Source organism: Hominifimenecus sp. rT4P-3 (assembly GCF_051055405.1).
GTDB lineage: Bacteria > Bacillota > Clostridia > Lachnospirales > Lachnospiraceae > Pseudolachnospira.
The window spans coordinates 1,405,404-1,430,586 of the sequence record NZ_CP167068.1; the positions used below are offsets into that span (position 1 = coordinate 1,405,404).

Below are 25,183 nucleotides of genomic sequence, written 5' to 3' on the forward strand. Positions count from 1 at the left end.
TGGTCCGAATTCAATGGTTTTCATGGCCTAACCTCATGTTCAGTATGGTTTCAATTAGCTTGGGGAAAGGAATACCGGCGGCCTCCATCATGCGGGGATAGCGGCTGTGGGCAGTAAATCCAGGGATGGTATTGACTTCGTTAAATACCAGGTCTCCGTTCGGCGTCAAAAAGAAATCGATGCGCGCAAAGACCCGGCAACCGAAGGCACGATAGAGCTTGGTGGCTGTTTCTTGAATCATGTGGGCTTGGGAATCGGGGATTCGAGCGGGGACATGGATTTTGGCGGTAGCTAGGGAATACTTTTCCGTATAGTCAAAAAAGCCTTCAGAGAGCTCGATCTCATCGACAGAACCCACCGTCAGTTCGTTATCGCCTAAAACGGCGCATCCAACTTCAAATCCATCGATAGCTTCTTCCAAAAGGACCTGAGAGTCCTGGTTTAGGGCGTATTTTACAGCAGATATCAAGCGGTCTTTCGCATAGACTTTGGTGATGCCGAAAGAAGAGCCGGAACGTACTGGCTTGACGAAGAGGGGATATCCCAGACGCGTGGCGGCTGCTTGAAGTTCTTTTTCTTCCCATGACGAATCCACGAGAACCGAATCCGGGACACGGACATGGGCCGCCGATGCTACCTGGTGCGCCATCGCCTTATCCATGCAAAGCGCGGAGCTGAGCGTGCCGCAGCCGATAATGGGAATGTTGGCCAATTCTAAAACTCCCTGAATCGTACCATCTTCTCCGTTTTTTCCGTGAAGAACAGGGAAGGCAGCGTCTAAAGAGATGGAATGAAGAGGATATTCTGCACCATAGACCAGACCGTGAAGCGTTCGGTCCGGAGAAGGGAAACAAGGAAGGCAGCAGGAAGAATCCAGCCAAGTATCTGTGAGCAATCGCTGAAAGTCTCCCTGAAAAAAGAACCATCGGCCGTCTTTGGCAATGCCAATGGGAAAAACTTCATACTGCGCCGAATCGATGGAAGTAAGAATGGCATAGGCAGATTGGAGGGATACCTCATATTCCGAAGAGCATCCTCCAAAGAAAAGAGCAATTTTTTTTCGTATCTTTTTTGATAGGGACGTATTGTTTTGTAAATTCATCTGTTTTCCTCCTAAAACTGACATGACGCTGTCCGGGGCATTTATCGTAAAATCCCCCTTGCCTTTTATTGTAAAAGACAAGGGGGATTCCTGGGTTAATATTCCATTGGAGTTTTCCTAAGAAATGGTTAAGGAACTGTGACAATTATCCTACCCTTCTAAAGGCAATGCGATTCGGAAGGTAGTCAGCCCATTTTGGCTCTCTGCGCTGATCGTACCGCCATGGAGCGTGACGATCTCTTTGGCGATGGCAAGCCCTAAGCCGGCGCCGCCGGTATTGGTAGTTCGAGCGTCGTCAAGGCGGAAAAACTTCTCAAAGAGAGAATTCAACTTTTGTGCCGGAATGGTCTTTCCTTTATTACAGAAGGTAATGACCGCCTGATCTCCGATACTTTTTGCCCAAACTTCCACCGGCGTGCCGGGATAACTGTAGGCCACGGCATTTTTCAGAATATTGTTGAATACGCGCGCTAACTTTTCCGGGTCTCCATAGAGCATTAGGTTGTCCTCCACATGCAAATCAGCGGTATTGTCATGGGCATGCAGAATCGGGTAAAATTCGTCAGTCATCTGGATCAGCATATAGGATAAATCGATGGTTTCCTTTTCCAAAAGAATCTGCTGCAAGTTGTACCTTGTAATTTCAAAGAACTCATTGATCAGCTTTTCCAATCGAATCGCTTTGTCCAGCGTGATATGGACGTACTTGCCCCGCTGTTCTGGCGGCATATCCGGCGCTTCATCGAGAAGGCTCAGATAGCCAATAATGGAGGTGAGAGGAGTCTTCAAATCATGAGCCAGATAAGTAATCAGATCGTTTTTGCGGCTGTTTTCTTCCCGTAGAACTTGTTCATGGCGCTGCATTTCTGATTTTAGTTGAATCATCTGCGTCGCTACCGCGGCATATTCGGTAGGAAAAACATCGGTGGAATCCAGATCATGATTCATGAAAGCCTGAATCATAGACCCAGTCCGGGCAATGGAAGTCCGTACCTGCGAGCGGGTAATGAGATGGGAAATACCATAGACCACAAGGATAAGGAGGGGACCAAATAGAAGAAGAGCGTCTTTTAAAAAGGACTTGAACGCGGGCCAACGGAATTTTTCGATTTCGATCATTTTGCCGGTGGCGGGGTCTGGGAGCCAGGCAATATCGAGGAAACGGTTGCGGAACCACTCCATAAAGACTCCGTTCCAGAGCATATCCACAAAAATATAGAACAAATAGCAAAATACCATGCCGCCGAGGAATAAAAGGGCTATATGCCCCGCGGATTTTAGTTTAGCCTTCAATTTTGTACCCGCACCCCCAGACTGTTTTGATATATTTAGGATCCTCAAAGGAATCTCCCATTTTTTCCCTCAGATGCCGAATATGAACCGTGATGGTGTTGGTATTTTTCGTAAAATATTCATCGCCCCAAATCTGATGGAACAATTCCTCCGAGCTAACCACGTTCCCTTTTTGCTGACAAAGAATCCATAGGATGGAAAACTCCGTAGGAGTCAGAGCCAAAGGTTTTTCATTCAGCATGCATTCGTGGGTTTTCATGTTTAAGGTTAGGCCGGAGAGGGTTAGAATATCTTCTTCTGGTTCGGAAATGACATTGTAACGTTTGTAGCGGCGCAGCTGAGCTTTGACCCGCGCGACCAGTTCCAGCGGTCGAAAAGGCTTTGTGATATAGTCGTCGGCGCCAAGGGTTAGGCCGGTAATTTTGTCAATTTCTTCTCCTTTGGCTGTTAACATGATGACTGGATAAGTATATTTCTCCCGGATTTTCCGGCAAATCTGAAAACCATTAGTTTCTGGAAGCATAACATCCAGGATTGCCATATCCAATTTTTCCGTTTCGATGCAGGCTAAAGCTTCGCGGGACGTGTAAAAGGAGAATACGGTAAAATTTTCATTTCTCAGGTAAAGCGCCACGAGATCGGCGATTTCCGGTTCGTCGTCAACAATCAGTATTTTTTCACTCATCGGTGGAATCTCCTTGGCTTTTGCATGGATGGAATACTTTTATAGTATTCTCTATTTTATCAAAGATCAAAAGAGAGATTTTAACGATTTTGCTGAGAAATGATTAAGATTTTCCTAAATTGATTCTAAGAAGCGTTTTGACAGGGGCGGATATAAAATGACCTAAAAGCGTAACCGTTTCGGCGAAGATGGAATAGAATAATAAAAAAGGAGATGATGCGTATCGTGAACACAGAAAAATATACGGTTAGCCTTTTTGGAATGGATAGGAAACAGTATTCCAAGGATGAGATTCTGACAGTATGGGAAGAATGCGCCAATCGTGAGTATCAAGAAAGTAAAATTTATGTGACCGTTTTGGTTGATGTAAAGCTGTTGCTGTGCGGAGAAAAGCGTGGTTGCGACCTCTATGAAGAAGCTTATGTGATAACCAGTGTGAGAAACCCGGTCGAGGGCGTGGACAGCACGCTTTTTTTTGAGGCTTTGAAACGGGTGATTGCTCATTTCCGTTCCATGCTTGGAAATCCTTGTATGACGATTGGTAAGGAACAGATCGAGTTCTATTACTTTATTCAACGATAATACCTTCAGTTGATAAGGGCATACGCGGTCAAGTCGATTGAAGTGGGATATCTATACGGCAGGACAAGCAAATGGAACATAGGAAACGGTACAAAATAAGATTAAAAAAAGTCATATTTGGGGAAAGCACGTCCTATAATGGAGTAGATACTTAACATAAATAGGAGGGCTTGTATGGCGAGAGGAGTTCGAATGACTTTTGAGGAAAAAATTCATGAGTTGGACACCAAAATACGTGCCGCGGAGGAACGGCTTGAGCTTTTACAGCGGGAACGGGAAGCGATGGAGGAAAAGCATCGGGAAGAAGAACTGGGGCAGATCTATCGCTTGATGCAACAAAAAAATATGTCTGTATCCGAGTTAAAAGCCATGTTGGAAAAATGAAAACAGAAAGCGGAAACCACGCGGCAGTTTTTGCCAGGCAAATGGTTTCCGCTTTTTGGCGCTGTGAGGCGTGTGTACTCTTCCATGGAAAACAGAATAGGAGGAGCCGGCAGAAAATACCTGCCGGCCCTATTAAGGTATGAAAATGGATAGTAAGCAAAAAGAAAAAATTTTATGTATAAACAGGAAAAGCAGAAATGCTTTCTTGTTACTCTTTCACTATAATCGGGACAATGGGATTTGTCAATAGGGAATGTCAATGAAATAACAATAAAGATAAAAAAATAACAAAATCATAAGATATTTCTAAATCTTGGATTTCCTCTGTTTTTGCAAAGGGATTTCTTTTTTTGCAGAAATATGGTAAAATGATTCGAGTATCAAGCTTTTATCCTATGGAAGGTAAAGTAGTATGGACGAGAAATTAGCATTTGCAGTTTTAGAGATTGGGCAGACCAAGGACGAAAACGAAATCAAAAACGCTTACCGGAGAAAACTGGTTCAGACGAACCCGGAGGACGATCCCCAAGGGTTTAAACAGTTGCGGGAAGCATATGAAACCGCCTGCGCCTATGCCAGGAAAGCAGAACAGGTTCTCGTGCGGGAAGATACGCCGGTAAATCGATGGATGGATCGGGTGGAGGCAGTGTATCGGAATCTTCCGGAGCGGTTAAATATAGAAAACTGGAAAGAACTAGCACACGATGACGTATGCTTAGGGCTGGATACGATTGAAGAGGCGAAACAGGCGTTGTTTACCTTTTTGGCGGAGCATTTTCGGCTGACGCCGGAGATCTGGCGTCTGTTGGACGACGTATTTTTGATCCGGGAGGAGCAGAGAGAATATAAGGAAAAATTTCCTCCGGAGTTTGTGGATTTTATGGTCTACCAGTGCAGCCGGGAAGATACCTTCCCTTATGAGTATATGGAGGGCGCGCCGGATGCAGACTATGATACCTATATCAGCCAGTTGTTTGATCTGATTCACCGCCTGGATGACCGGGATACGGACGGCGCGGAGATCATCTTGAGAAATTTAGAAGCGCTCCCCATCACACACCCCTGGGCAAAGATGGAGCGCGCCCGGTATGACTACCTGAACGGCGGGGAAGAAGTGGCGGTTCAAGCGGCGGAAGAGTTGATTGCCTCCTGCAAGGAGCTTCGCATTCTCGTGATCGGCTGCGATATTATCTGGGAGAGCGGAAGACGGGAGCGGGGAGCGGAACTTTGCCGGCAGATTTTAGAGCAGATTCCAGATCATTACAATGCAAACCGCCGGTTGGCCCAGTGGCATCTGGAACAAAAGGAATATGAAAAGGCCCGTGAATACTGCATTGCAGCTTTGCGTATCTCAGACAGCGACGAGTCCTTGACCGAAGAATTAAGAGAGATTAACCGGGGACTGATGGGGGGCCTGAAAGAAAAGTGTACGGATCCCTCGAATCTCAAGCCATATTTGGAATTGGGCTGGTGCTATCTTCAAAATGAGCTTTCAGAGGAAGGCATTGCGCTTTTGGAAGGGCTTACCCCGGATCTGGAAAACGAGGCGGAATATCACAGTCTTTTGGGAAGATTGTATTATACAAAAAAACGGTTTGCCGACGCAGCAGAGCAGGGAGACCTGTGGCGTATGGCAATTGAGAAGGAGCAGCCGGAGGGAGAAAAGGAGAAGGCGGAGATTCCGGCCAGACTGGCTTCCGCATGGGAGTTGATGGCGAAAGCGCATCATCGCCTGGGCTCTTCCGACGCTGTTTATCTGGAGAAGGCGTTGGAGGAGATCCGAAAGTCCATCGAATACCAGCCGAAAGAGTTGGAATATTCGATGGAGGAGGCGAGCATCCGGAACGAACAAAAAGAGTACCAGAAGGTGGTAGATGTCTGTGATCGGATGGTGGCGGTAGACGACGGATATTTTTGGGCATACGTTCTGCGTCAGGAGGCCTATTATCATTTGGGAAAAGGGCAGGAGGTCATCGATAATTTTTACCAGGCTAAGCGAATTTTTGCCCGGTACCCCCGCATGTATGAGTGGACGGTCAAGGCTTTTTTGGAACATGACCAACTGGATGATGCAGAGGATATCTTTAAGCAGGCGGATGAGGCGGAAGTCGACAATTTGGAACTTCAGCTTTTGCGGGCCGCCTTGAAGCGGAGACAAGCGGAGCGGAGCGGGGATTATCATGAAGCCTATGAGTATTGCCGAAAGGTTCGCGGTTATGTAAAGGAAGCGCAGACGGAGCAAGAAAAACTGGCGGAGATCGACGGAGAGCTGGCAAAATGCTGTCGGCGCCTAGAAAAATATGAGGAAGGCCTAGAGGTTATCGAAGAGGCGATTCGAATTGAGCCGGACAGCCGTCATTTCTGGGTGAAAGCGCATATGTTAGCGGAACAGGGAAAAACGGAGGAGGCTTTAAATCTGCTGCTTGTGTGCGAAAAGGACTATGGCTCTACCGCCAATATCTGTTGGCCCATCGCCCGCTGCTACGAGCGGGTAGGCAAAAAGGAGATGGCGGTCGAATATTTCAAAAAGGTTTTGAAGGATGAACCGGAAAATTCGGAAGTAAATGGAGAAATTGCAGCTCTATACCGAAAGCTTCTGCAGTCGACGGAAAATATGGATTATTACCGGGAAGCCCTTCCCTATGCCAACCGGCAGTTAGAGTTGGATTCCTCCGTCTATTATTACATTGAGCGCGGTCTGTTACATATGGCTGCCTGTCAGTGGGACGCTGCGGAAGCAGATTTTTTAGAGGCGTCCAAGTTGGACCCGGACAACACCCATGCTTTTAATAATCTGGGCTGCGTTTATAAGTATACGCGCCGCTTTGATCAGGCCATCGCCGCGTTCCAGGAGGCCATCCGGGCATCGGAAAAAGAGGCGAACCCGAAAGCCTATGGAAATCTGGCGGATTGCTATGAACGGATGGGGGAATACGAAAAGGCTCTGGAAGCATACCAGGAATATCATCGCGTATTTCCGGACCGGACGGATGTCTACTGGGATTTTAAAGAGGTGTATGAGTACATGGGGCGGTTTGAAGACGCTTACCATGCGCTTGAGGAAGGGTTTGGCAAGAATCCATCGGAGGGCGTGCAGCTCGATCAGGCGGACGTTCTCGTGGAGATGGGAGATTTGCGCCAGGCAATCCGAATCTGCGAGCGGGTAGCAGCTACGGGGAAAATGCTAGACAGGGCTTACCGGGATTTGGGGATGATTTATTTCTATGAAAAGGAGAAGTTCCGGAAGGCAGTAAAATATTTTGAAAAAGCCCTTCAGAACACCCAGAAGAATCCGGGGATGTACCGAAATATCTGTATTCGCCTGATGAAAGTCCACAAGGAGCTGGGGAACCAGCGGGAAGTGAAGGCCTATTTTGACCGGGTGATGGAATCCTGGAAGGAAGAATATGGAAGTATGGAACATTATGAGAAATCTCTCTACCATGAGCCGTCGAGACTTTATGATCTGGCGATTTGCCATTTACTGATTGGAGATAGGAAGACGGCGGAGATGTATTACGAGCGCATTCGCAAAGCTCCGATGTGCCGGCGGTGCACTTGCATCGCCTGTTCAGACGCCATTGAGCTGGAAGGGATTTTGGCGGCGGAGAGCGGAGATTTGGAGCATGCGGAGCAATGTCTGGAACGTGTGGTAAAAATGATGCCGAATGATCGGGAAAGCAGGTATCGCCTGCGGAACATTCGGAAGAAATTAGGAAAATAGGGGATGAGACTGCGTGATTATAGGAATTGATTTAGGAACAACCAATAGTCTGGCGGCATATTTTAGCGAGGACGGACCAAAGATTATCCCAAATCGTCTGGGAAAGCATTTGACGCCGTCCGTGGTCAGTGTCGGGGAAGACGGAGAAATTTATGTAGGCGAGACGGCAAGAGAGCGCCGAAGCTTACATCCAAATGATACGGCTCAGGTGTTTAAACGGAGCATGGGCAGCGGAAAAAAGTTTCATCTGGGAGAAAAGACCTTTACCGCGGAAGAATTATCTTCCCTGGTACTTCGGTCTTTAAAAGAGGATGCCGAAGCCTTTTTGGGAGAGCCGGTGGAGGAAGCCGTGATCAGCGTTCCGGCTTATTTTGACGATAAGCGGCGGAAGGCGACCAAGCGCGCGGGAGAACTGGCGGGCTTAAAAGTAGAACGAATTATCAGCGAGCCTACGGCGGCTGCGATTGCCTACGGTCTGTATGAAAAGAAGAAAAATACCCGCTTTCTGGTATTTGACCTGGGTGGCGGTACCTTTGACGTCTCGATTCTGGAACTGTTTGAGAATATTTTAGAGGTTCGGGCTGTGGCCGGTGACAACTATTTGGGCGGAGAGGATTTTACCGAGGTTCTGGAAAAATACTTTTTGGAGCAAAAAGGGATTGACCGGGATGAGCTGGATGAAAAGACGCTGGTGCATTTGCACCGGCAGGCGGAACTTTGCAAGCTGCAGTTTTCCGAAAATAGTTCGGTGGTTCTGCGCTGCCTGATCGGCGGGGAAGAACGAGAGTTGACGATCACCCAAAAAGACTATGAGAATCTGTGCGAGCCTTTACTGGAAAAGATACGAAAACCCGTGCAGAGAAGTTTGGCCGACGCCCATATCAAGCTTTCCGATATCGACGAGGTGGTGTTGGTGGGCGGCGGGACTAAGTTTCCCATTGTCCGAAGCTTTATCGTAAAACTATTCCGCAAGTTCCCGGACACCAGCATTAACCCGGATGAAGCGGTGGCTCTTGGCGCCGCGATTCAGGGCGCGATGAAAGAGCGGAACCAAGCGGTGAAGGAAGTGATTTTAACGGATGTATGCTCCTTTACCCTGGGAACGGAGATTACGGTGAACAATGGAAACGGCCGCTATGAATCCGGTCATTTTTGCCCAATTATCGAGAGGAACACGGTGATTCCGGCCAGCCGCACGGAACGGTTTTACACGGTACACGACGATCAGACGAAAGTCACGGTCAATATTTTGCAGGGAGAAAGCCGCTTTGCCGCCAATAATTTGCTCTTAGGAGAGCTGGAAATCCATGTCCCGAAAAATAAAGCCGGCGCAGAGGCCGTGGACGTCACCTACACCTATGACATCAACTCGATTTTGGAAGTGGAAGTCAAGGTAATTTCCACCGGTGAGGTGAAAAAGCAGATCATCAAGAGCCAGGACAACGAGATGACAGAAGAAGAGATCGAAGAGCGGATGGAAGAGCTGTCCTATCTGAAGATTCATCCGCGGGATCAGGAAGAGAATAAGCTGCTGCTGTTCCGTTGCGAACGCTTATATGAAGAGAGCACCGGGGAGGACCGCCAACGGATGGAATATGAAATTCGGCGTTTTGAGGCGGCTCTTAATACGCAGGATCGAGGGCGGATCGAGGAAGCGAGAAACGAGTTGAAAGAATTTTTAAAAGAGATGGATTTGTAAAAGATGGATCCCTATAGAGATTCAGGAGTCAGAAGGTCTCTGTGGGAAAAAGTGTCGGAATTTTTTGTAGAGTTTCGGAGCAAGTACTTCTAGGATTCCGAGAATTTGTAAAAAGCATTCACAAAAATAAGAAACTCGCTGCGCTCAAACAGTCTTATTTTTGTTCATAATACAAATTTCCGGAATCTGAGAAGTACTAACGCTCCTGCAAATACAAAAGATTCCGACACTTTTTCCCACAGAGACCTTTTGACGCTGAATCCCAACAAATAAAAAAGAACTCGGAGAGACAGGATATTGGTTTCTCCGAGTTTTTGATTTCACGGGAAATCAAAAACGCTCCGCTAAAGGGCACGCTCCGCAAAAATCCACAAGGAAAACATTGTGAAAGAGAATGCTTTTCCTGTTTTACGGATTGTGAAATGTAGTGTACAATGAAGCCATACAAAAATAAGGCAAGGAGGAATCGGTTTTTACCGAAAAGAATGGAACAACTAAAAGCATTTATCAATGGACAGTATGTGGAATCAAAAACGGAAAAGTATATGCCGGTACATAATCCTTCAACAGGTGAGATCATAGCGGAAACTCCCTGCTGTACCATGGAGGAAGTAGAAGATGCGATCGCTGCGGCAAAGGCGGCGTACCCGGCGTGGTCTTCTACTCCGGCGCACAAAAGGGCGCAGCTATTCTTTAAACTTCGGGAATTGATCGTAGAGCATATGGATGAGCTTACCTTGTGTGTGGCTACGGAGAATGGAAAAAACTGGGCAGAATCCAAGGGCGATGTCGCGAAGGCCCTGGAAATGGTGGAAATGGCCTGCAATATCCCGACGCTTATGATGGGAGAGTCCTTGATGAATACGTCGACGGGATACGATACCACGCTGTATCGGGAACCTCTCGGCGTCTTCGCCGGATTGGCGCCGTTTAACTTTCCGGCCATGATTCCCATGGGATGGATGGCGCCGCTCGCAATTTCCTGCGGAAATACCTATGTATTGAAAGCCGCCAGTATCACCCCGATGACTGCTCTGAAAATGGCAGAGCTATACCGCCAGGCAGGCTTTCCGGATGGAGTGCTGAACGTAGTCACCTGTTCTCGTGTGGAAGCGGATCAATTCATGTCTCATCCGGATATCAAAGGAATCACATTCGTTGGTTCTACCTCCATCGGGCTTCATATCTATTCGGAAGCAGCAGCCCATGGAAAGAGAGTACAATGCCTTTGTGAGGCAAAGAATCATGGATTGATCTTAAAAGACGCTCCGTTGGAGAGAACCGTGGCTGGAATTATCAATTCTTCTTTCGGCTGTGCGGGAGAGCGGTGTATGGCATTGTCTGCTCTGGTTGTTGAGGAAGAAATTGCGGATGCGCTGGTGGAAGAAATGAAGCGACAGCTAAGCCGCAGAAATGTCGGCCCGGCGTATGATAAAAATACCAACTTGGGGCCGGTAATCAGCCAGGAGCACAAGGAGTCGATTTTAAAATGGATCGAGACAGGGATTGCCGAAGGGGCCGTCCTGGCAATGGATGGAAGGAATGTTTCCGTGCCTGGATATGAAGGCGGTTATTATGTTGGTCCGACAATTCTCGACCATGTAAAGCCAGGTATGACGGTGGGCGATCGGGAAATTTTTGGTCCGGTTTTATGTATCAAACGAGTGAAAAATTTTGAAGAGGGGCTGGCGCTTATGAATGAAAACCCGTTTGCCAACGGCTCTTGTATCTTTACGCAAAACGGGTATTATGCCAGAGAGTTTGCCAGAAGAACGGACGGCGGCATGGTCGGCGTAAATGTGGGAATTCCGGTACCGGTCGGCATTTTCCCCTTTAGCGGACATAAAAATAGCTTCTTTGGAGATCTTCATGCGCATGGAAAGGATTTTGTGCGTTTTTATACGGAAAGCAAGACCGTAACGACGCGCTGGTTTGACGAAGAGGAAATGAAAAATACGGAAGTGAATACCTGGGACGGTTCGATGAGCCGGTAATTTTAGCAGAAAGGAAGTTGTAGCACGATGAAGGCGGATATACTGATAAAGAATGGGCGCGTTTTGGACCCGGAAGGACAGCTGGATCTCAAAGGAAATGTGGTCATCCAAAATGGAAAGATTGCGGCGATCGGGGAGATAGAAGCCGATGCGGATATGACGATCGACGCAGAAGGGTGTCTCGTGACTGCCGGCTGGATCGATATCCACGGGCACTTGTATGAACGGGGAACTCCCAATGGGCTTCCCGTTGATATGGCAAGCATTCCTATGGGAGTTACCGCAATGGCGGACGCGGGAAGCTCCGGCGTGGCAAATTATCAAAATCTTTTGGATTATCTGCGCGGCTGCAAAGTAAAGGCAAAGCTGATGTTGAATGTCAGCGCGTGCGGAATCATCATGCCAAGCCAGTTCCCGGAGCCATTGGATCCCCGCGTATGGAACCAGAAACTATTTGAGAAGGCGAAGGAGGAAATTGGAGCGGATCTTATGGGCCTAAAGCTTCGGGTTTCCAAAGGCGTGGTAGGGGCGTTGGGCCTGGAACCTTTAAAGAAAGCCGTTGAGGCAGCGGAAAAACTTGGGACAAAGGTGATCGTGCATGTGACGGACGCGCCGGAGTCTATGTCGGCGGTGGCTGCTATCCTTCGGCCGGGAGATGTTTTCTGCCATGTGTACCATGGAACAGGAAACACCATCTTGGATGAAAATGGGAAGGTAGAGGAAGGCATCTGGGAGGCCAAGAAACGCGGCGTAATCTTTGACGCGGCGTCGGGACGGGGAAATTTCTCCTTCCGGGTAGCGAGGGAAGCTATTTCCCAGGGCTTCCTTGCGGACAGCATCAGCACAGATGTAACGCTTCAGAACTGGAATCATCCGTTGGCCGGCGCATTGCCTACCGTGATGTCCAAATATCTTTCCCTGGGTCTTGGTGTGGAGCAGATCATTGAACGGGTGACAAGCCTGCCCGCAAAACAGTTTGGCACGGAGGGCCTTGGCACATTGGCGGTTGGTACTGCAGCAGATATTACCATAAGCAAGCTGGAAAAGCATCCAAGCGTTTATCTGGATAAGGATGGCGAGGCTTTGGAATGCACGGAACTTTTTGTGCCGAAAGCAACGATCATCGACGGAGTTCTTCAGTACCGTTCGGTGGATTGCATTTTTGGCTAATGGAGGAAAGATGGAACAGAAAGAATGGTCCCATTGGGACATTATGGAGCAGTATGATCCGGAATTGAGCAAAAGCGTAACCGAGTGGAGAAACCAATTGGGAAAGGATCCGGTGATACCACATAAATACCAGGAACTCATGAAAGTGGCTATGGCAAGTGTTCTGCGGTTTGACGCAGCGATCAAGGGACATGCAGCTGCCGCTATGAAATTTGGAGCGAGTCGGGAAGAATTGTTTGAGACTCTTGCCCTTTCGATGATGTTAGGAGGAATTCCCGCTTACCGGGAAGCATCAACGGTATTAAAAGAAATTTTAATAGAAAATACAGGGAGGACAAATCAATGAAAAAGAAACTTGCCATTGTGGCAGCCTTAGGTCTGATGCTGACGTCATTCACTGCCTGTGGAAACCAGGAAAACGCAACGACAGCAGCAACGGACACGACCGCGGCAGGAGTGGAAAAGACCGTGGAAGCGGGAGAAAAAGTCCAAACAGATTTGGAATTCGTCCGCTTGGCAGCATCGGATGCAGGAGGCGATTACTACACCATCGGCGTACCTTTCTGCACCTTATGGGAGGCCTATCTGGACGGGGTATCCTGTACGCTGCTTCCGGGCGGAGGTACTGCCAATGTAAAGAGCGTCTCCTCCGGGGAAGCGGAAGCCGGCTGGACCCAGTCCGGTACGGTTGTGCAGGCTTCCAGAGGGGAAGGCGCCTTTGAGGAGGCGATTACCAATGTTCAGATGTTGTTTGCGGTTCATCCGGGAACGCTTCATATCGCGACCCTGGCAGGCAGTAATATCACATCGATCGAGCAGGTCGAAGGCTGCAAGATTGGCCTTGGACCTACCGGAAATACGGGAAATAGCCTATTCCTTTCTGTCCTGGAAGAAGAGTATGGAATTACGGAGGAATCCATTCAAAACGCCGGCGGAACCGTCAATTACCTGGCCTATTCCGAAGCCGGAGACGCCCTCAAGGATGGACAGATCGACGTTTGGGTCGGCCTTGGACCGTATCCGATTTACGGTATTGCGGAAGTGGCCTTAAATCCAGGGATCTCTTTGCTCTCGGTGGATGAGGACAAAATGAAGGATTATTGTACCAAGCATCCCAACTGGACGACTACCACGATCCCGGCAGGAACTTACGGCGGTTTTGACCAGGATTATACGACCTTTGCCACCTGGAATATCATCATTGTGAGAGATGATATGGATGAAAATGTAGCCTATGCGATGACAAAAGCGGTATTTGAGAATCTGAAAGACGTGGAAGTGGTTTCCAGTACGGCGAAAAATTTCTTGAATCTTGACAATGCTTTATCGGGAAGCGACTCTGTAACGATGCACCCTGGCGCTGTAAAATATTTTCAGGAAATTGGTTTGTTAAAATGACGAATATCGGTTTCGGGGGTACATCTCGTGCCTCCGAAGCTTCGGATAGGAGCGTGAGATAGATGGACTTTTTAACGGTAGATAAAAGGATCCGGAGCAGCATACTTGGCATATTTGCATTGTCTCTGGCTATGTTTCACATTATTTCGGGAATATGGGGAACGCCGAACACAATCGCATTCCGATATATCCATTTGACAGGAATGATTTTGATTGTGCTGATGAGAAAACCAATCTATAAATCAGCGCGTTTCTGCAAATTGACATTTATTGACTATATCATGGCAATTGCGGCGGTAGCAGTACTGGTTTATATCTTAAGTGATCTAAATGGATTTGCCAATCGCCAGGGGGCTTGTACCAGATGGGATATTATTTTTGGGACAATCTATCTGCTGATTTTGCTGGAAGTGACCCGAAGAATCACAGGAATTGTGATGATTATTTTGGCATTATTTTTTGCTCTGCAAAACATTGTGGCAAATTATATGCCGGGCTTTTTGCACACGGCGCCGATCTCTTATGAACGGCTGATTGACCATCTGTTTTTGAGAACCACCGGGGTTATCGGGACAGCCCTTTCCTGTATGTGCAATTATGTCGTATTCTTTATGATTTTTGCAACGATATTGGAAGCCTCCGGAGCCGGCCAGTTTTTCATCGATCTTGCCTTAGCGATTGCTGGAAAATCAAGAGGCGGCCCTGCGAAGGCGGCGGTATTGTCCAGCGCTTTCTTTGGAAGCCTGTCCGGGAGCGCCATTGCCAACGTAGCCAGTACCGGAGCGATTACGATTCCCTTGATGAAGAAAACAGGCTATGATGCCAATTTTGCCGGAGCGGTAGAAGCAGTGGCGTCAACTGGTGGACAGATCATGCCTCCCATGATGGGAGCCGCTGCCTTTATTATGGCGGAAAATTTAGGGATTTCCTACATTACTTTGGTCGCTTGCGCGGTGATTCCCGCACTTCTTTATTTCATTTCCGTTTACTTTATGGTCGATATGAAGGCGGGAAAAATGGGCCTAAAGGCGGGTAATGTGGACGATCTGCCGAAGCTAAAAGATGTTTTAAAGCGAGGCTGGGTTTATCTGCTTCCTTTGGTCATGATCGTAGTCCTTTTGGCGATCGGAAGAAGCGCCCAGGCAAGCGCGATCTATTCCACCTTGCTGCTCCTTGTCATTGCAGTCGTTTCCCCAACGGTCAAGATGGATGGAAAGAAAATGCTTCGCAGCATTTCCGACGGTATTGTCAGTACGTCGACCGTGAGCGTCACCGCGGCGACGGCGGGGATTATCGTGGGAGGTATTACGATTTCCGGCTTGAGTCTAAAATTATCTCAGGTGGTGATTTCGGTCAGTCACGGTATATTGCCCCTAGCATTGATTTTCACGGCCCTCGTTGGGATTCTGCTGGGAATGGGAATGTCGACGACGGCGGTCTACGTAACGATTGCTACGGTGATTGCGCCCAGTCTGGTACAGATGGGTGTGGTAAATGTAGCCGCCCATATGTTTTGCTTTTATTTCGGCATTGTCTGCACGATCACGCCGCCGGTGGCGCTGGCTTCCTATACGGCGGCAGGATTATCCGGAGGCTCTCCCAGCAAGACGGGATGGATTTCTTTTGGGATTGGTATCGCTTCTTATATTGTGCCGTTCCTGTTTGTCTATAAGCCTTCCTTGCTGCTGCAGGGAACGGTTCTAGAGGTTGTCTGGAATACGGCGGTAAGCCTGGTTGCCATCTATTGTATGGCGGGAATTGTACAGCGGTATGTAAAGACGGAACTGAATCTGATGATGACGATTCTTTTGGCATGTATCGTGGTTTGTATGCTTTGGAATCATATGATCGTAAATGCAATTGGTTTTGTTCTGTTCTTCGGTTTCCTGCTTTGGCAGGCAAAGAGAAAGAGAGGGCTCTCAGATGGCGTGGTTGCTTGATTTTTTGAAAAAATGGTGGATCTTGATTGTCTTTGGGCTCATTTGCTGGGGCTTTGGTGCGACCCTGTCGATGGTCCGCCGCTTAAATATTACATTGCTGATTCTGCTTTTCATCGGGGCTGTTTTCCAGTTTGGATTACACATGTACCGTGAAACAGACATTAGGGTTTCTGGAGAGGGAAATCAGGAGGAGGAATAATGGCGGTCAGAAATCATTGGACCATTCTGGAAGAATTGGATCCGGAGTTAAATCATCGAATCGAAGCGTGGAGAACTTATTTGCTCCAGGACGACGATTCGCTGGAACGAAAATACAGAGAGCTGATTAATGTTTCCATGGCCTGCATCTTAAAGCAGCAGCCAGTGATTTTATCGCATGCCAAATTAGCACTGCAGTATGGAGCAAAGAAGCGGGAAATACTAGCGGCGGTGGAGCAGGCGCTTACCATGGGAGGCTTTCCCTCTTTTCGTGCCGGTATGCTGGCTTTGGATGAGTTTTTCCAGCAGATAGAAGAAGCAGGAGTGTGAAATGAAGACGTTAAAGGAAAAGATACAGGGGCATGAATTGGTGGTAGGAACCTGGATCAATAATCTTCACAGTGCAGCCATGGTACAAACCGTGGCTGCTTCTGGGTTCGATTTTGTGGCTTTTGATATGCAGCATGGCGCGGTGGACAGCAGAGAGCTGGCGACAGAATTTCTGATAGCGAGACTCAATGGATTGACGCCATTGGTCCGCTCCTATCAGCCGTATGATTTTCGTCTTAATGCAAAGCTGTTGGATCTGGGAGCGCAGGGGCTCATCGTTCCGGATGTGGATTCGGCGGAACTGGTGGAGAATACCGTACAGAGTATGCGTTATTTTCGCGGAGGGACAAGAGGAATTGTAAACCGATCTTACCGCAGCGGTTTTCAGGCGAACAAAAAAGATGATTTTGAAAATTATGACCGGGACAATGTGTTGGTTATCCAGATTGAAAGCCAAAAGGCAGTGGAACGGATTGATGAGATACTGGCGGTGGAAGGGATTGATGTTGTGATCATTGGCCGCGGCGACTTAGCCCATGATCTGGGCGTAACCGGGGAGATGGATCACCCGAAAGTAGCGGAATGCGTCGATCAGGTATACCAGGCGGCAGAGCGCTGCCATGTGACAGCCGGATTGATGTGCCCGACAGCAGAGAAAGCAAAAGAACGGATTAAGGCGGGAGCGCGGTTCATCAATTACTCCAATGAGCAGGCGATTTTAATGAAAGCATATGGTTCATTTGTAGAAGAAGTAAGAAAGGTATCGGTATGAGCCTGATTTATACAGTACAGACAATCGTTACTCCAGAATATGAGGAAGAATTTAATGTGTGGCAGGAGACAGAACATTGCCCATGGCTGATGACGATGCCGGGGTATAAGCGTGTTCTGCGTCTGAAAGATGAGACAATACCCTACTGTTATGTAAATGTATGGCAGATTGAATCCATGGAGGCATACCGCAATCCGCTCCGCTTGGCGCGGGCAAAAACTCCCTGGGGAAACTGGCTGGCGCCGTACCGGAAGAAAACAACCCGGTTTTATCAGATGGATTCTCACGACGAAATGCAATATTTGGTAGAGAATCCTTCCCTTCAAACGATCGTGATCGATCAATTTTCGGTGAAATGCGATCCGGAGTGGAAACAGTATCTGACGGCGGAATACATACCACACTTGAAAGCGAAGAAGGATATTTTAGGCGTACAGCGCTGCCATACCGTGCAGACAGAACCCGAACCTGCCCAGGTGATCTTTTCCGGTTTTTCCGCCTCTTTCCAGGATGTAGCCGCGATGTTTTCGGATACGGAACAAAAGCAGAAGGATTTTATGACTCGAAAAGCATACTCTGTGTTTAGTCGAAGGCTGCATGGAGAGCGGGTCTTTTTGTAGAGCATTAGTTTTGCGAAGCACGCACCTGGTCGGTAAGGAGGAAGTATTGCTGTTGAAGCTCTTTGATGAATTCCTGCATTGGCAGCGATAGATAATGCTTTTTCGAATAACCAATGATAAAAGGCATATCTGTGGCAGAATCCTGAAGCGGAAAGGCATAAAGGGTGTGCGATCCCTGATCCTGGAATAAATCTGTTTTTGTGGCCACCAGAAGTTCTGGGAGAAATGTGATTCCCATTCCAGTTTTGGCGAGATTATAGAGCAGATCCATGTCGTTGGACTCAAAGAAAATATTGGGGAGCAGATTATATTTTCTGTATTGCTCATGGATCGCGCCATAGATGTGATTTTGCGCGTTTACAAGCATCAATGGAATCTGGCTGAAAGCCTGAACGCCGATTCCCTGAGAAAATAGGGGAATCTGTTCCTTCCAGGAGTCCGGGTAAAGCTGTATCAGGATGGACTGTGGAATGATGGCATACAGCCGTTCTGTGCCCAGAGGGATTTTATGGAGATTCAGATCCTGATAATAATCATAGCTCATAACCAGGTCGACCATCCCCGCTGCAATGTAATGTTTCAAAGCGACTAAATTGCCGGATTTTATATTTACCTTTACCAGAGGATATTTTTCATGAAAACTTTTTAATACGACGGGAAAAAAGGTACGGGCCCTGGCAAATGAGAGGCCGAACGTAAGCTCTCCTTGGAGTGTGGGAGAACGGTCGTTGAGCTGGTTGCAGAGCTGCCGGTTCAGCTGAAGAATCTCTTTTGCGGTTTTCAGCATACATTGCCCTTCGTAGGTTAACTCTAATTTCTTTCCCCTTTGGAAAAACTTGGCGCCGTATTCGGCTTCCAGACGGTTGATTTGTTCGCTTAACGCTTGCTGGGAAATAAAAAGCTTTTGCGCGGCGCGTGTAAAATTGCATTCTTCCGCGGTAACTAGAAAAGATTCCAATTGGCGAAACAGCATAGGATTCTCCTTGAGATAGGTTTGTCTTATCCCGTCTATTATATGTTATTTGAGCAGAAATGAAAAGGGGTATTTATAAAAAGGCCCTGGCTGGTTGAAGGTAAAATTGGGAGAGGAAAGAGATGTATAAAGAAGAGGAAAAAAGAAGAATTGTAGAACAGTATGAAACCTTCCCTACTGGGAATATTGCAGACGCTATGTCCTATCTAGGTATTCCAAGCGGCGTTGTTATCGGACTGCATCCCAATGATCCCGCACAGAAACGAAGCGCTGGCTTTGCGCTTACGATTCAGCAGCGGATAAAAGGAAAGAATGTTCAGGAAACGGGGAAGACCAAACAAAGGCTGGTGATCAATACGATGACGCAGGCCTATGACATGGTGGTGATAGATGCTTGCGGCTGTATGAATGTATCGACAGGTGGAGGTCTTCTTGCCCTGCGGGCAAAGATAAGAGGTGTCAGAGGCTTTCTTGTGAATGGCTGCCTGCGGGATGTGGAAGAGATCGCAAAGCTTCCATTTCCCGTTTATTTAAAGGGGGCGGTCCCGGCCGCAAGTGGTCAGGGATTGGAGACCATAGCGATTAATGAAGCAGTCTGTATCGGAGGAATTCTTATTCAGCCGGGGGACTTGGTGGTTATGGACGTGACCGGATGTATTGTGATTCCGCAGCGCTGGATTGAAAGAATAGCGGACACGGTTTCTATCGTGATGAAACAGGAGGCCAGAGCGGAGGAACTGCTGCGCCAGGGAATGGACTTTGAAGAGGCGAGGAGAATCGGGATAGAAGAAAATCCATGGCCAAAGAGGGATTAGCGGCGGGGCTGATATAGAAAAACACAGAAAAATTTCATCTCGGTTTTTTTGATGGTTCTGGATAGATTCCCAATTTTAGGAAATACTAGGAAACAGAATGAGATTTTAGAAAGGAAGGATTCTCCATGGACTTTAATCAAAGTGAAACCAAGAAGAACTTGATGCGGGCATTTGCCGGCGAGAGCCAGGCCAGAAATCGTTATACGATCGCGGCGGGCCAGGCCAAAAAGGAAGGCCTCGACGCCATCGCGGCGATTTTCCTCTATACAGCGGAACAGGAAAAAGAACATGCGGAAATTTTTTATAAGCACCTGACAGAATGCGCGGGAGAAACCATTGAGATTGACGGCACGTATCCCATTGACATTGCAAACACGACGGCAGAACTGCTGCAGATGGCAAAGCACAATGAGTACGAAGAACATGACGATGTATATCAGGCCTTTGGAAATAAGGCATATGAGGAAGGTTTTAAAAAGATTGCGGCTTCCTTCTTTTTGATTGCGGATATTGAGAAGACCCACGGCGACCGTTTCCGCTACTTTGCGGAGCTGCTGGAACAAGGGAAGCTTTATGAGTCGGAAGAGACCACCTACTGGCTCTGTTTGAACTGCGGACACATCCACAAGGGAACCAGTGTACCGCCGAAATGCCCGGTCTGCGACCATGAGCAGGGATATTTCATTCCTTTGACCTTGTCCCCCTATGAGCCAATCGAAAAGGAGAAATACCAGATATGAGTAAACCGAAATTTTTAGCGTGTGATCAGTGTAAGACAATTGTTGAAGTACTATGCGAGACCGACGGCGCCCATTATTCTTGTTGTGGACAGCAGATGAAAGAACTGACGCCGAATACCTCCGAAGGAGCTGCGGAAAAACATTTGCCTGTAGTGGAACAGAATGGAAACCAGATTTCGGTAAAAGTGGGAAGCGTATTCCATCCGATGACGGAGGAGCACAGTATCGGTTGGGTTTACCTGGAAACGGAAAAAGGCGGACAGAGAGTCTGCTTAAAAGCAAATGAAGAACCGGTGGCGGAGTTTGCTGTGGCAAAAGGCGATCGCCCGATTGCAGCCTATGCCTGGTGTAATCTGCACGGTTTTTGGAAGACGGAGATTTAAAAGACAGTTCTGATAGAGATTCGGGTGCCGAAAGGTCTCCGTGGGAAACGTGTTGGAATATTTTGTATTTGCAGGAGCGTTAGTACTTCTTCGATTCCGGGAATTTGTATTAGGAGCAAAAATAAGACTGTTTGAGCGAAGCGAGTTTCTTATTTTTGCGAGTGCTTTTTACAAATTTCCGAAATCTTAGAAGTACTTGCTCCGAAACTCTACAAAATATTCCAACACGTTTCCCACGGAGACCTCTTGACACCCAATCCTATAGAGAAATAAAAAAGAAGGACTTTTGCTTGGCGGCAGAAGTCCTTCTTTTTTCATTCCATAGGAATTTCCTTCGGAATTATTTTACTTTTCCACAGCAGAATTTATATTTCTTTCCGCTGCCGCAGGGGCAGGGATCATTCCGGCCGATCTTAGGGCCTTTGACAATGATACCAGAGCGACGCTGTTCCTTATAAAGCTCTTTCTGGCGTTCCGGTGTCAAAAGGTCGTTCCACTGAGGGAGTTCATACAGCCATTCGGCTTTGGCGTCAACCATATTTTTGTATAAAAGTTCTTTATCGTAATCCAGGCTGACAAGAGTATCCGCCTCCATGGTATCGATGGGGTTAGGCGTTTTCAGGCTGTCGTTGATGCCGTCTAAAAATCCGGTCATCCGGTACAGATCCATACCGTAACGGTCCGCCAATTCCTGAACGGTACCGGAGATAACCTCGGTTTCCACCAGCAGCTTCGCATATACTTCCTTTTCCTGCTGAAAATAATCCGTCCAAAAGGCCTGCGCGGCTTCTTGGGTCGTTCCCTGCTTCTCCGCGAAATCCTGCCATTCCTGTAAAAGTGCCATGTATTTTTCCTCTCTTCCTTATTCGCTTATTATTCTTTCATCCGAAAGGTAGTCATTTTCTAACACAGTCTACCACAAAATTTATATTTTGGCTAGAGTCTGCGACGAAAATCCGGTGAATGTTTTCCTCTTTTTCAGGAATACTAGTGTTATAGGGATCGGGCGGGGAAAGGAAAATCCTTTTCTTTTTCCATTCGATTCAATTGGACTGGAAAAAGAGGGCAGATGATGCGAAAAAAGAGAATGCTGGGGCTTTTGATATGCCTTCTTATCACACTGACAGGGTGCGGAGAAAACCAAAGAAATCCTTTGGAACAGGGGCAAGCGATTCACATGGTTTCCAGGGAGGACGGATCCGGGACAAGAACTGCTTTTACGGAACTGTTTGACGTGGTCACGGTGGATGAAGCGGGAAAAAAACAGGATGCCGTTACGGTGGAAGCGGAAATTACCAATAATACGGCTGTGATGATGAATGCGATAGCTGGGGACCCAGCTGCCATCGGATATATTTCTATGGGTTCTAAAAACGACACGATAAAAGCGCTCTCGATTGATGGAGTGGAAGGTACTCCGGAGCATGTGAGAGATGGAACTTACGCCATATCGCGTCCGTTTTTTCTGGCTGTCCGGGAACCTTTGACGCCGGCTGCAGATGATTTTAAAAATTACATTTTAAGCATAGAAGGCCAGAAGATCGTCCAGGAAAATGGATATGTTCCCCTGGAGACAAATTCGCCCTATGTGAAAGCCGGAGCGTCGGGAAAGGTGGTAGTGGCAGGATCTTCCTCTGTCAGCCCGGTGATGGAAAAACTGCTGGAGACCTATCAGGAGATCTGTCCGGAGGTAACGGTGGAATTGCAGACCAATGATTCCACCACTGGCGTGGCCTCTGTAGTGAATGGTATCAGCGACCTGGGAATGGTCAGTCGGTCTCTCCGGAAGGAAGAGCTGGAACAGGGAATCCTGGAAGTGGAGATTGCGCGGGATGGGATTTTGGTGATTGTAAATAAATCCAATCCGCTGGAATCTTTATCCAAAGGACAAGTCCGGGATATTTTTACCGGGAAGCTTATGAATTGGCAGGAAATCGTGCCGTAGATCGGAGGCATAGAATCGTGAGATATCGGGAAAAAGGGATGCAGGCGCTCTTTTTGCTTTGCGCGTGTACGTCTATATTTGCGGTAGGTTTAATCTGTATTTTTCTATTTGCCGGCGGCTTTCCTGCATTCCAAAAGATCGGCCTGTTTTCCTTTCTAGGCGGCACCGTATGGAAACCGGGGGAAGGAATCTTTGGAATTTTGCCGATGATTTTGGGGAGTTTTTATGTAACGGCCGGGGCAATCCTTCTGGGTGTGCCTATGGGACTTTTCACCGCTGTGTTTTTGGCGTATTTTTGTCCGAAAAAGCTTTATCGTATCCTGAAACCGGCGGTAAATCTGCTGGCGGGAATTCCCTCCGTTATCTATGGATTTTTTGCCCTGGTTTTGATCGTTCCCTTGGTCCGAAACGTATTTGGCGGCCGGGGAAGCTCCATTTTGACGGGCTCTCTGCTTCTCGCCTTTATGATTTTGCCGACGGTGATCAGCGTGATCGAAGCGGCGGTCCAGGCCGTGCCGAAGACCTATTATGAAGGGGGACTGGCGCTGGGGGCGACGAAAGAGCGAAGTCTCTTTTTTGCGCTGCTGCCGGGAGCCCGTTCCGGAATTTTGGCGGGAATTGTCCTAGGGATTGGACGGGCGGTAGGAGAGACCATGGCTGTATTGATGGTGGTTGGAAATCAAGCGCGTATTCCAGGCAGTTTATTGGACGGAGTGAGGACCCTTACGACCAATATTGTGCTGGAAATGGGATATGCCTCCGGGCTTCATCGGGAGGCATTGATTGCCACCGCAGTCGTATTATTTGTTTTTATCCTTCTGATCAATCTATCTTTTTCTGCTTTCAATAGGAGGGGAAAATGAAAAAAGATCCGTTGTCCCGTCTTCTCTATATTCTTGTCTGGGGATCGGCGCTTTTCACGGCAGCTCTCGTCGGAGCTTTGATTGGTTTCATATTGATTCGTGGAATTCCTCATTTGAAACTATCGCTGTTTTCCTGGAAATATACTTCGGAAAATGTATCCTTACTTCCGTCTTTCCTAAACACGCTGGCTATGACGGGCCTTGCCCTCGTATCCGCGGTTCCTTTAGGGATAGGGGCGGCGATTTATCTGACGGAATACGCGAAGCGTGGGAATCGTCTGGTTGGATTGGTGCGGGTGACGTCGGAGACCTTGTCGGGGATTCCCTCCATCGTCTATGGACTTTTCGGTATGATTTTTTTTGTAGATACCCTGCACATGGGGCTATCTCTTCTTTCCGGAGCCGCGACCATGGCAGTGATGATTCTCCCTCTGATTATGCGTACCACGGAAGAGGCGCTGCTATCTGTGCCGGATTCATACCGGGAGGGAAGTTTTGGACTGGGAGCCGGTCGGCTTCGGACTATTTTTCGTGTGGTTTTGCCTTCCGCAGTGTCTGGAATTCTTTCGGGAATTATTTTATCCATTGGACGGGTGGCGGGAGAGACTGCAGCGCTGCTTTATACAGCCGGAACCGTAGCAAGTCTTCCGAAAAATTTATTTTCCTCCGCGAGAACCTTGTCCGTGCACATGTATACGCTGGCTGGGGAAGGGCTGCATGTAAATGAGGCGTATGCCACCGCGGTGGTTTTATTGGGACTGGTGGTGGTAATCAACTGGCTTTCCTCTCTGGCAGCGGGAAAACTAAGAAAAGGAGGGGGACATGGATAAATTTCAAATTGAGTCCTTAAATCTTTTTTATGGGGAATTTCATGCGCTGAAAAATCTTTCCCTGGCGATTCCTTCCAAAGAGATTACCGCGTTTATCGGGCCGTCTGGCTGTGGAAAATCAACGCTTCTAAAGTCGTTAAACCGGATGAACGATCTGATAGAGGGATGCCGGATTACCGGGACGATCCGTCTGGATGGTGAAGATATCTATGGGGATATGGACGTTACTATGCTGCGAAAACGGGTGGGAATGGTTTTTCAAAAACCAAATCCTTTTCCTATGAGTATTTATGATAACATTGCCTTTGGTCCGCGGACCCATGGAATACGCTCTAAATCAAAGCTGAATGAGATCGTGGAAAAATCGCTGCGGGCTGCCGCCATCTGGGATGAGGTGAAAGACCGGCTGAAAAAAAGCGCCCTTGGACTTTCCGGAGGACAGCAGCAGCGTATCTGCATTGCCCGTGCATTGGCAGTGGAACCGGAAGTACTTTTGATGGATGAACCGACTTCCGCGCTGGACCCGATCTCCACGTCCCACATTGAGGATTTGGTGATGGAGCTGAAACAGAAATATACGATCATAATGGTCACTCACAATATGCAGCAGGCGGCGCGAATTTCTGACCGGACAGCTTTTTTTCTATTGGGTGAAGTGATTGAGTTCGGAGATACGGATCGGATTTTTTCGATGCCGGAGGACTCTCGAACAGAGGAATACATTACCGGGAGGTTTGGATGAT

General features: G+C 47.9%; 25 protein-coding genes. 20 read left to right on the plus strand and 5 right to left on the minus strand.

The genetic code is table 11. The features are described from left to right. Positions 1-10: 10 nt before the first annotated feature. The 3 genes from vanG to vanR form a co-directional block, all read right to left on the minus strand. Positions 11-1,102 carry a D-alanine--D-serine ligase VanG gene (gene vanG, locus ACCC71_RS06520; RefSeq protein WP_434311612.1) on the minus strand — a complete coding sequence of 364 codons (1,092 nt, stop codon included), beginning with the start codon at positions 1,100-1,102 and terminating at the stop codon, positions 11-13. Positions 1,103-1,252: 150 nt separating this feature from the next. Continuing rightward, on the minus strand, positions 1,253-2,395 hold the full coding sequence (locus ACCC71_RS06525) for a sensor histidine kinase (RefSeq protein ID WP_434311613.1): 1,143 nt from the start codon (positions 2,393-2,395) through the stop codon (positions 1,253-1,255). Beyond that, positions 2,385-3,080, minus strand: coding sequence for a VanR-ABDEGLN family response regulator transcription factor (vanR, locus tag ACCC71_RS06530; RefSeq protein WP_434311614.1), 696 nt, complete (start codon positions 3,078-3,080; stop codon positions 2,385-2,387). The genes ACCC71_RS06525 and vanR overlap by 11 nt, the downstream gene beginning before the upstream one ends. Before the next feature lie 225 nt (positions 3,081-3,305). On the opposite strand from vanR, the gene ACCC71_RS06535 reads away from it, so the two are divergent. The 13 genes from ACCC71_RS06535 (at position 3,306) to ACCC71_RS06595 (ending at position 17,891) form a co-directional block, all read left to right on the plus strand. Then, positions 3,306-3,662: a hypothetical protein gene (locus ACCC71_RS06535; protein ID WP_434311615.1), complete on the plus strand. Its 357-nt coding sequence runs from the start codon at positions 3,306-3,308 to the stop codon at positions 3,660-3,662. 174 nt (positions 3,663-3,836) lie between these two features. Next, the gene (locus ACCC71_RS06540) at positions 3,837-4,046 is read left to right on the plus strand and encodes a hypothetical protein (RefSeq protein ID WP_434311616.1); all 210 of its coding nucleotides are present in this window, start codon (positions 3,837-3,839) and stop codon (positions 4,044-4,046) included. A gap of 412 nt (positions 4,047-4,458) precedes the next feature. Then, a complete protein-coding gene (locus ACCC71_RS06545; protein ID WP_434311617.1) occupies positions 4,459-7,770 on the plus strand; it encodes a tetratricopeptide repeat protein in 3,312 nt (1,103 codons plus the stop codon). A gap of 13 nt (positions 7,771-7,783) precedes the next feature. Beyond that, on the plus strand, positions 7,784-9,469 hold the full coding sequence (locus ACCC71_RS06550) for a molecular chaperone HscC (protein WP_434311618.1): 1,686 nt from the start codon (positions 7,784-7,786) through the stop codon (positions 9,467-9,469). Between the two features lie 485 nt (positions 9,470-9,954). Continuing rightward, positions 9,955-11,463 carry a CoA-acylating methylmalonate-semialdehyde dehydrogenase gene (locus tag ACCC71_RS06555; RefSeq protein ID WP_434311619.1) on the plus strand — a complete coding sequence of 503 codons (1,509 nt, stop codon included), beginning with the start codon at positions 9,955-9,957 and terminating at the stop codon, positions 11,461-11,463. A 27-nt stretch (positions 11,464-11,490) separates the two neighbouring features. Then, positions 11,491-12,633 (plus strand): amidohydrolase family protein, encoded by a 1,143-nt coding sequence (locus tag ACCC71_RS06560; protein WP_434311620.1) that lies wholly within the window; start codon positions 11,491-11,493, stop codon positions 12,631-12,633. Positions 12,634-12,643: 10 nt separating this feature from the next. Continuing rightward, positions 12,644-12,979: a carboxymuconolactone decarboxylase family protein gene (locus ACCC71_RS06565; RefSeq protein WP_434311621.1), complete on the plus strand. Its 336-nt coding sequence runs from the start codon at positions 12,644-12,646 to the stop codon at positions 12,977-12,979. Then, positions 12,976-14,031 carry a TAXI family TRAP transporter solute-binding subunit gene (locus ACCC71_RS06570; RefSeq protein ID WP_434311622.1) on the plus strand — a complete coding sequence of 352 codons (1,056 nt, stop codon included), beginning with the start codon at positions 12,976-12,978 and terminating at the stop codon, positions 14,029-14,031. The genes ACCC71_RS06565 and ACCC71_RS06570 overlap by 4 nt, the downstream gene beginning before the upstream one ends. Positions 14,032-14,093: 62 nt before the next feature. After that, entirely contained in the window at positions 14,094-15,971 is a 1,878-nt protein-coding gene (locus ACCC71_RS06575; RefSeq protein WP_434311623.1) for a TRAP transporter permease, read from the plus strand. Further along, positions 15,955-16,170 carry a hypothetical protein gene (locus tag ACCC71_RS06580; RefSeq protein WP_434311624.1) on the plus strand — a complete coding sequence of 72 codons (216 nt, stop codon included), beginning with the start codon at positions 15,955-15,957 and terminating at the stop codon, positions 16,168-16,170. The genes ACCC71_RS06575 and ACCC71_RS06580 overlap by 17 nt, the downstream gene beginning before the upstream one ends. Further along, positions 16,170-16,499, plus strand: a complete 330-nt coding sequence (locus ACCC71_RS06585; protein ID WP_434311625.1) for a carboxymuconolactone decarboxylase family protein — start codon at positions 16,170-16,172, stop codon at positions 16,497-16,499. Before ACCC71_RS06580 ends, ACCC71_RS06585 begins: the two co-directional genes overlap by 1 nt. Position 16,500: 1 nt before the next feature. After that, complete coding sequence (locus ACCC71_RS06590) at positions 16,501-17,271, plus strand: HpcH/HpaI aldolase family protein (protein WP_434311626.1); 771 nt, start codon at positions 16,501-16,503, stop codon at positions 17,269-17,271. Next, positions 17,268-17,891: a hypothetical protein gene (locus ACCC71_RS06595; RefSeq protein WP_434311627.1), complete on the plus strand. Its 624-nt coding sequence runs from the start codon at positions 17,268-17,270 to the stop codon at positions 17,889-17,891. Before ACCC71_RS06590 ends, ACCC71_RS06595 begins: the two co-directional genes overlap by 4 nt. Before the next feature lie 4 nt (positions 17,892-17,895). Here ACCC71_RS06595 and ACCC71_RS06600 read toward each other — a convergent pair whose 3' ends face one another. Continuing rightward, positions 17,896-18,864 carry a LysR family transcriptional regulator gene (locus ACCC71_RS06600; protein WP_434311628.1) on the minus strand — a complete coding sequence of 323 codons (969 nt, stop codon included), beginning with the start codon at positions 18,862-18,864 and terminating at the stop codon, positions 17,896-17,898. 122 nt (positions 18,865-18,986) lie between these two features. On the opposite strand from ACCC71_RS06600, the gene ACCC71_RS06605 reads away from it, so the two are divergent. From ACCC71_RS06605 to ACCC71_RS06615, 3 genes are all read left to right on the plus strand, one after another. After that, on the plus strand, positions 18,987-19,679 hold the full coding sequence (locus ACCC71_RS06605) for an RraA family protein (RefSeq protein ID WP_434311629.1): 693 nt from the start codon (positions 18,987-18,989) through the stop codon (positions 19,677-19,679). Positions 19,680-19,804: 125 nt separating this feature from the next. After that, positions 19,805-20,419, plus strand: coding sequence for a rubrerythrin (gene rbr, locus ACCC71_RS06610; protein WP_434311630.1), 615 nt, complete (start codon positions 19,805-19,807; stop codon positions 20,417-20,419). Further along, on the plus strand, positions 20,416-20,802 hold the full coding sequence (locus tag ACCC71_RS06615; protein ID WP_434311631.1) for a desulfoferrodoxin family protein: 387 nt from the start codon (positions 20,416-20,418) through the stop codon (positions 20,800-20,802). The genes rbr and ACCC71_RS06615 overlap by 4 nt, the downstream gene beginning before the upstream one ends. Before the next feature lie 340 nt (positions 20,803-21,142). On the opposite strand, the gene ACCC71_RS06620 is transcribed toward ACCC71_RS06615, so the two are convergent. Beyond that, positions 21,143-21,646: an SEC-C metal-binding domain-containing protein gene (locus tag ACCC71_RS06620; protein ID WP_434311632.1), complete on the minus strand. Its 504-nt coding sequence runs from the start codon at positions 21,644-21,646 to the stop codon at positions 21,143-21,145. 225 nt (positions 21,647-21,871) lie between these two features. Here ACCC71_RS06620 and ACCC71_RS06625 point away from each other — a divergent pair, with 225 nt between their 5' ends. The 4 genes from ACCC71_RS06625 to pstB are packed head-to-tail and all read left to right on the plus strand — an operon-like array spanning position 21,872 to position 25,182. After that, a complete protein-coding gene (locus tag ACCC71_RS06625; RefSeq protein WP_434311633.1) occupies positions 21,872-22,747 on the plus strand; it encodes a substrate-binding domain-containing protein in 876 nt (291 codons plus the stop codon). A gap of 14 nt (positions 22,748-22,761) precedes the next feature. Further along, on the plus strand, positions 22,762-23,610 hold the full coding sequence (gene pstC, locus ACCC71_RS06630) for a phosphate ABC transporter permease subunit PstC (RefSeq protein ID WP_434311818.1): 849 nt from the start codon (positions 22,762-22,764) through the stop codon (positions 23,608-23,610). Beyond that, positions 23,607-24,440 carry a phosphate ABC transporter permease PstA gene (gene pstA, locus ACCC71_RS06635; RefSeq protein ID WP_434311634.1) on the plus strand — a complete coding sequence of 278 codons (834 nt, stop codon included), beginning with the start codon at positions 23,607-23,609 and terminating at the stop codon, positions 24,438-24,440. Before pstC ends, pstA begins: the two co-directional genes overlap by 4 nt. Next, entirely contained in the window at positions 24,433-25,182 is a 750-nt protein-coding gene (pstB, locus tag ACCC71_RS06640; RefSeq protein ID WP_434311635.1) for a phosphate ABC transporter ATP-binding protein PstB, read from the plus strand. Before pstA ends, pstB begins: the two co-directional genes overlap by 8 nt. The last annotated feature ends 1 nt before the right edge of the window (position 25,183 follow it).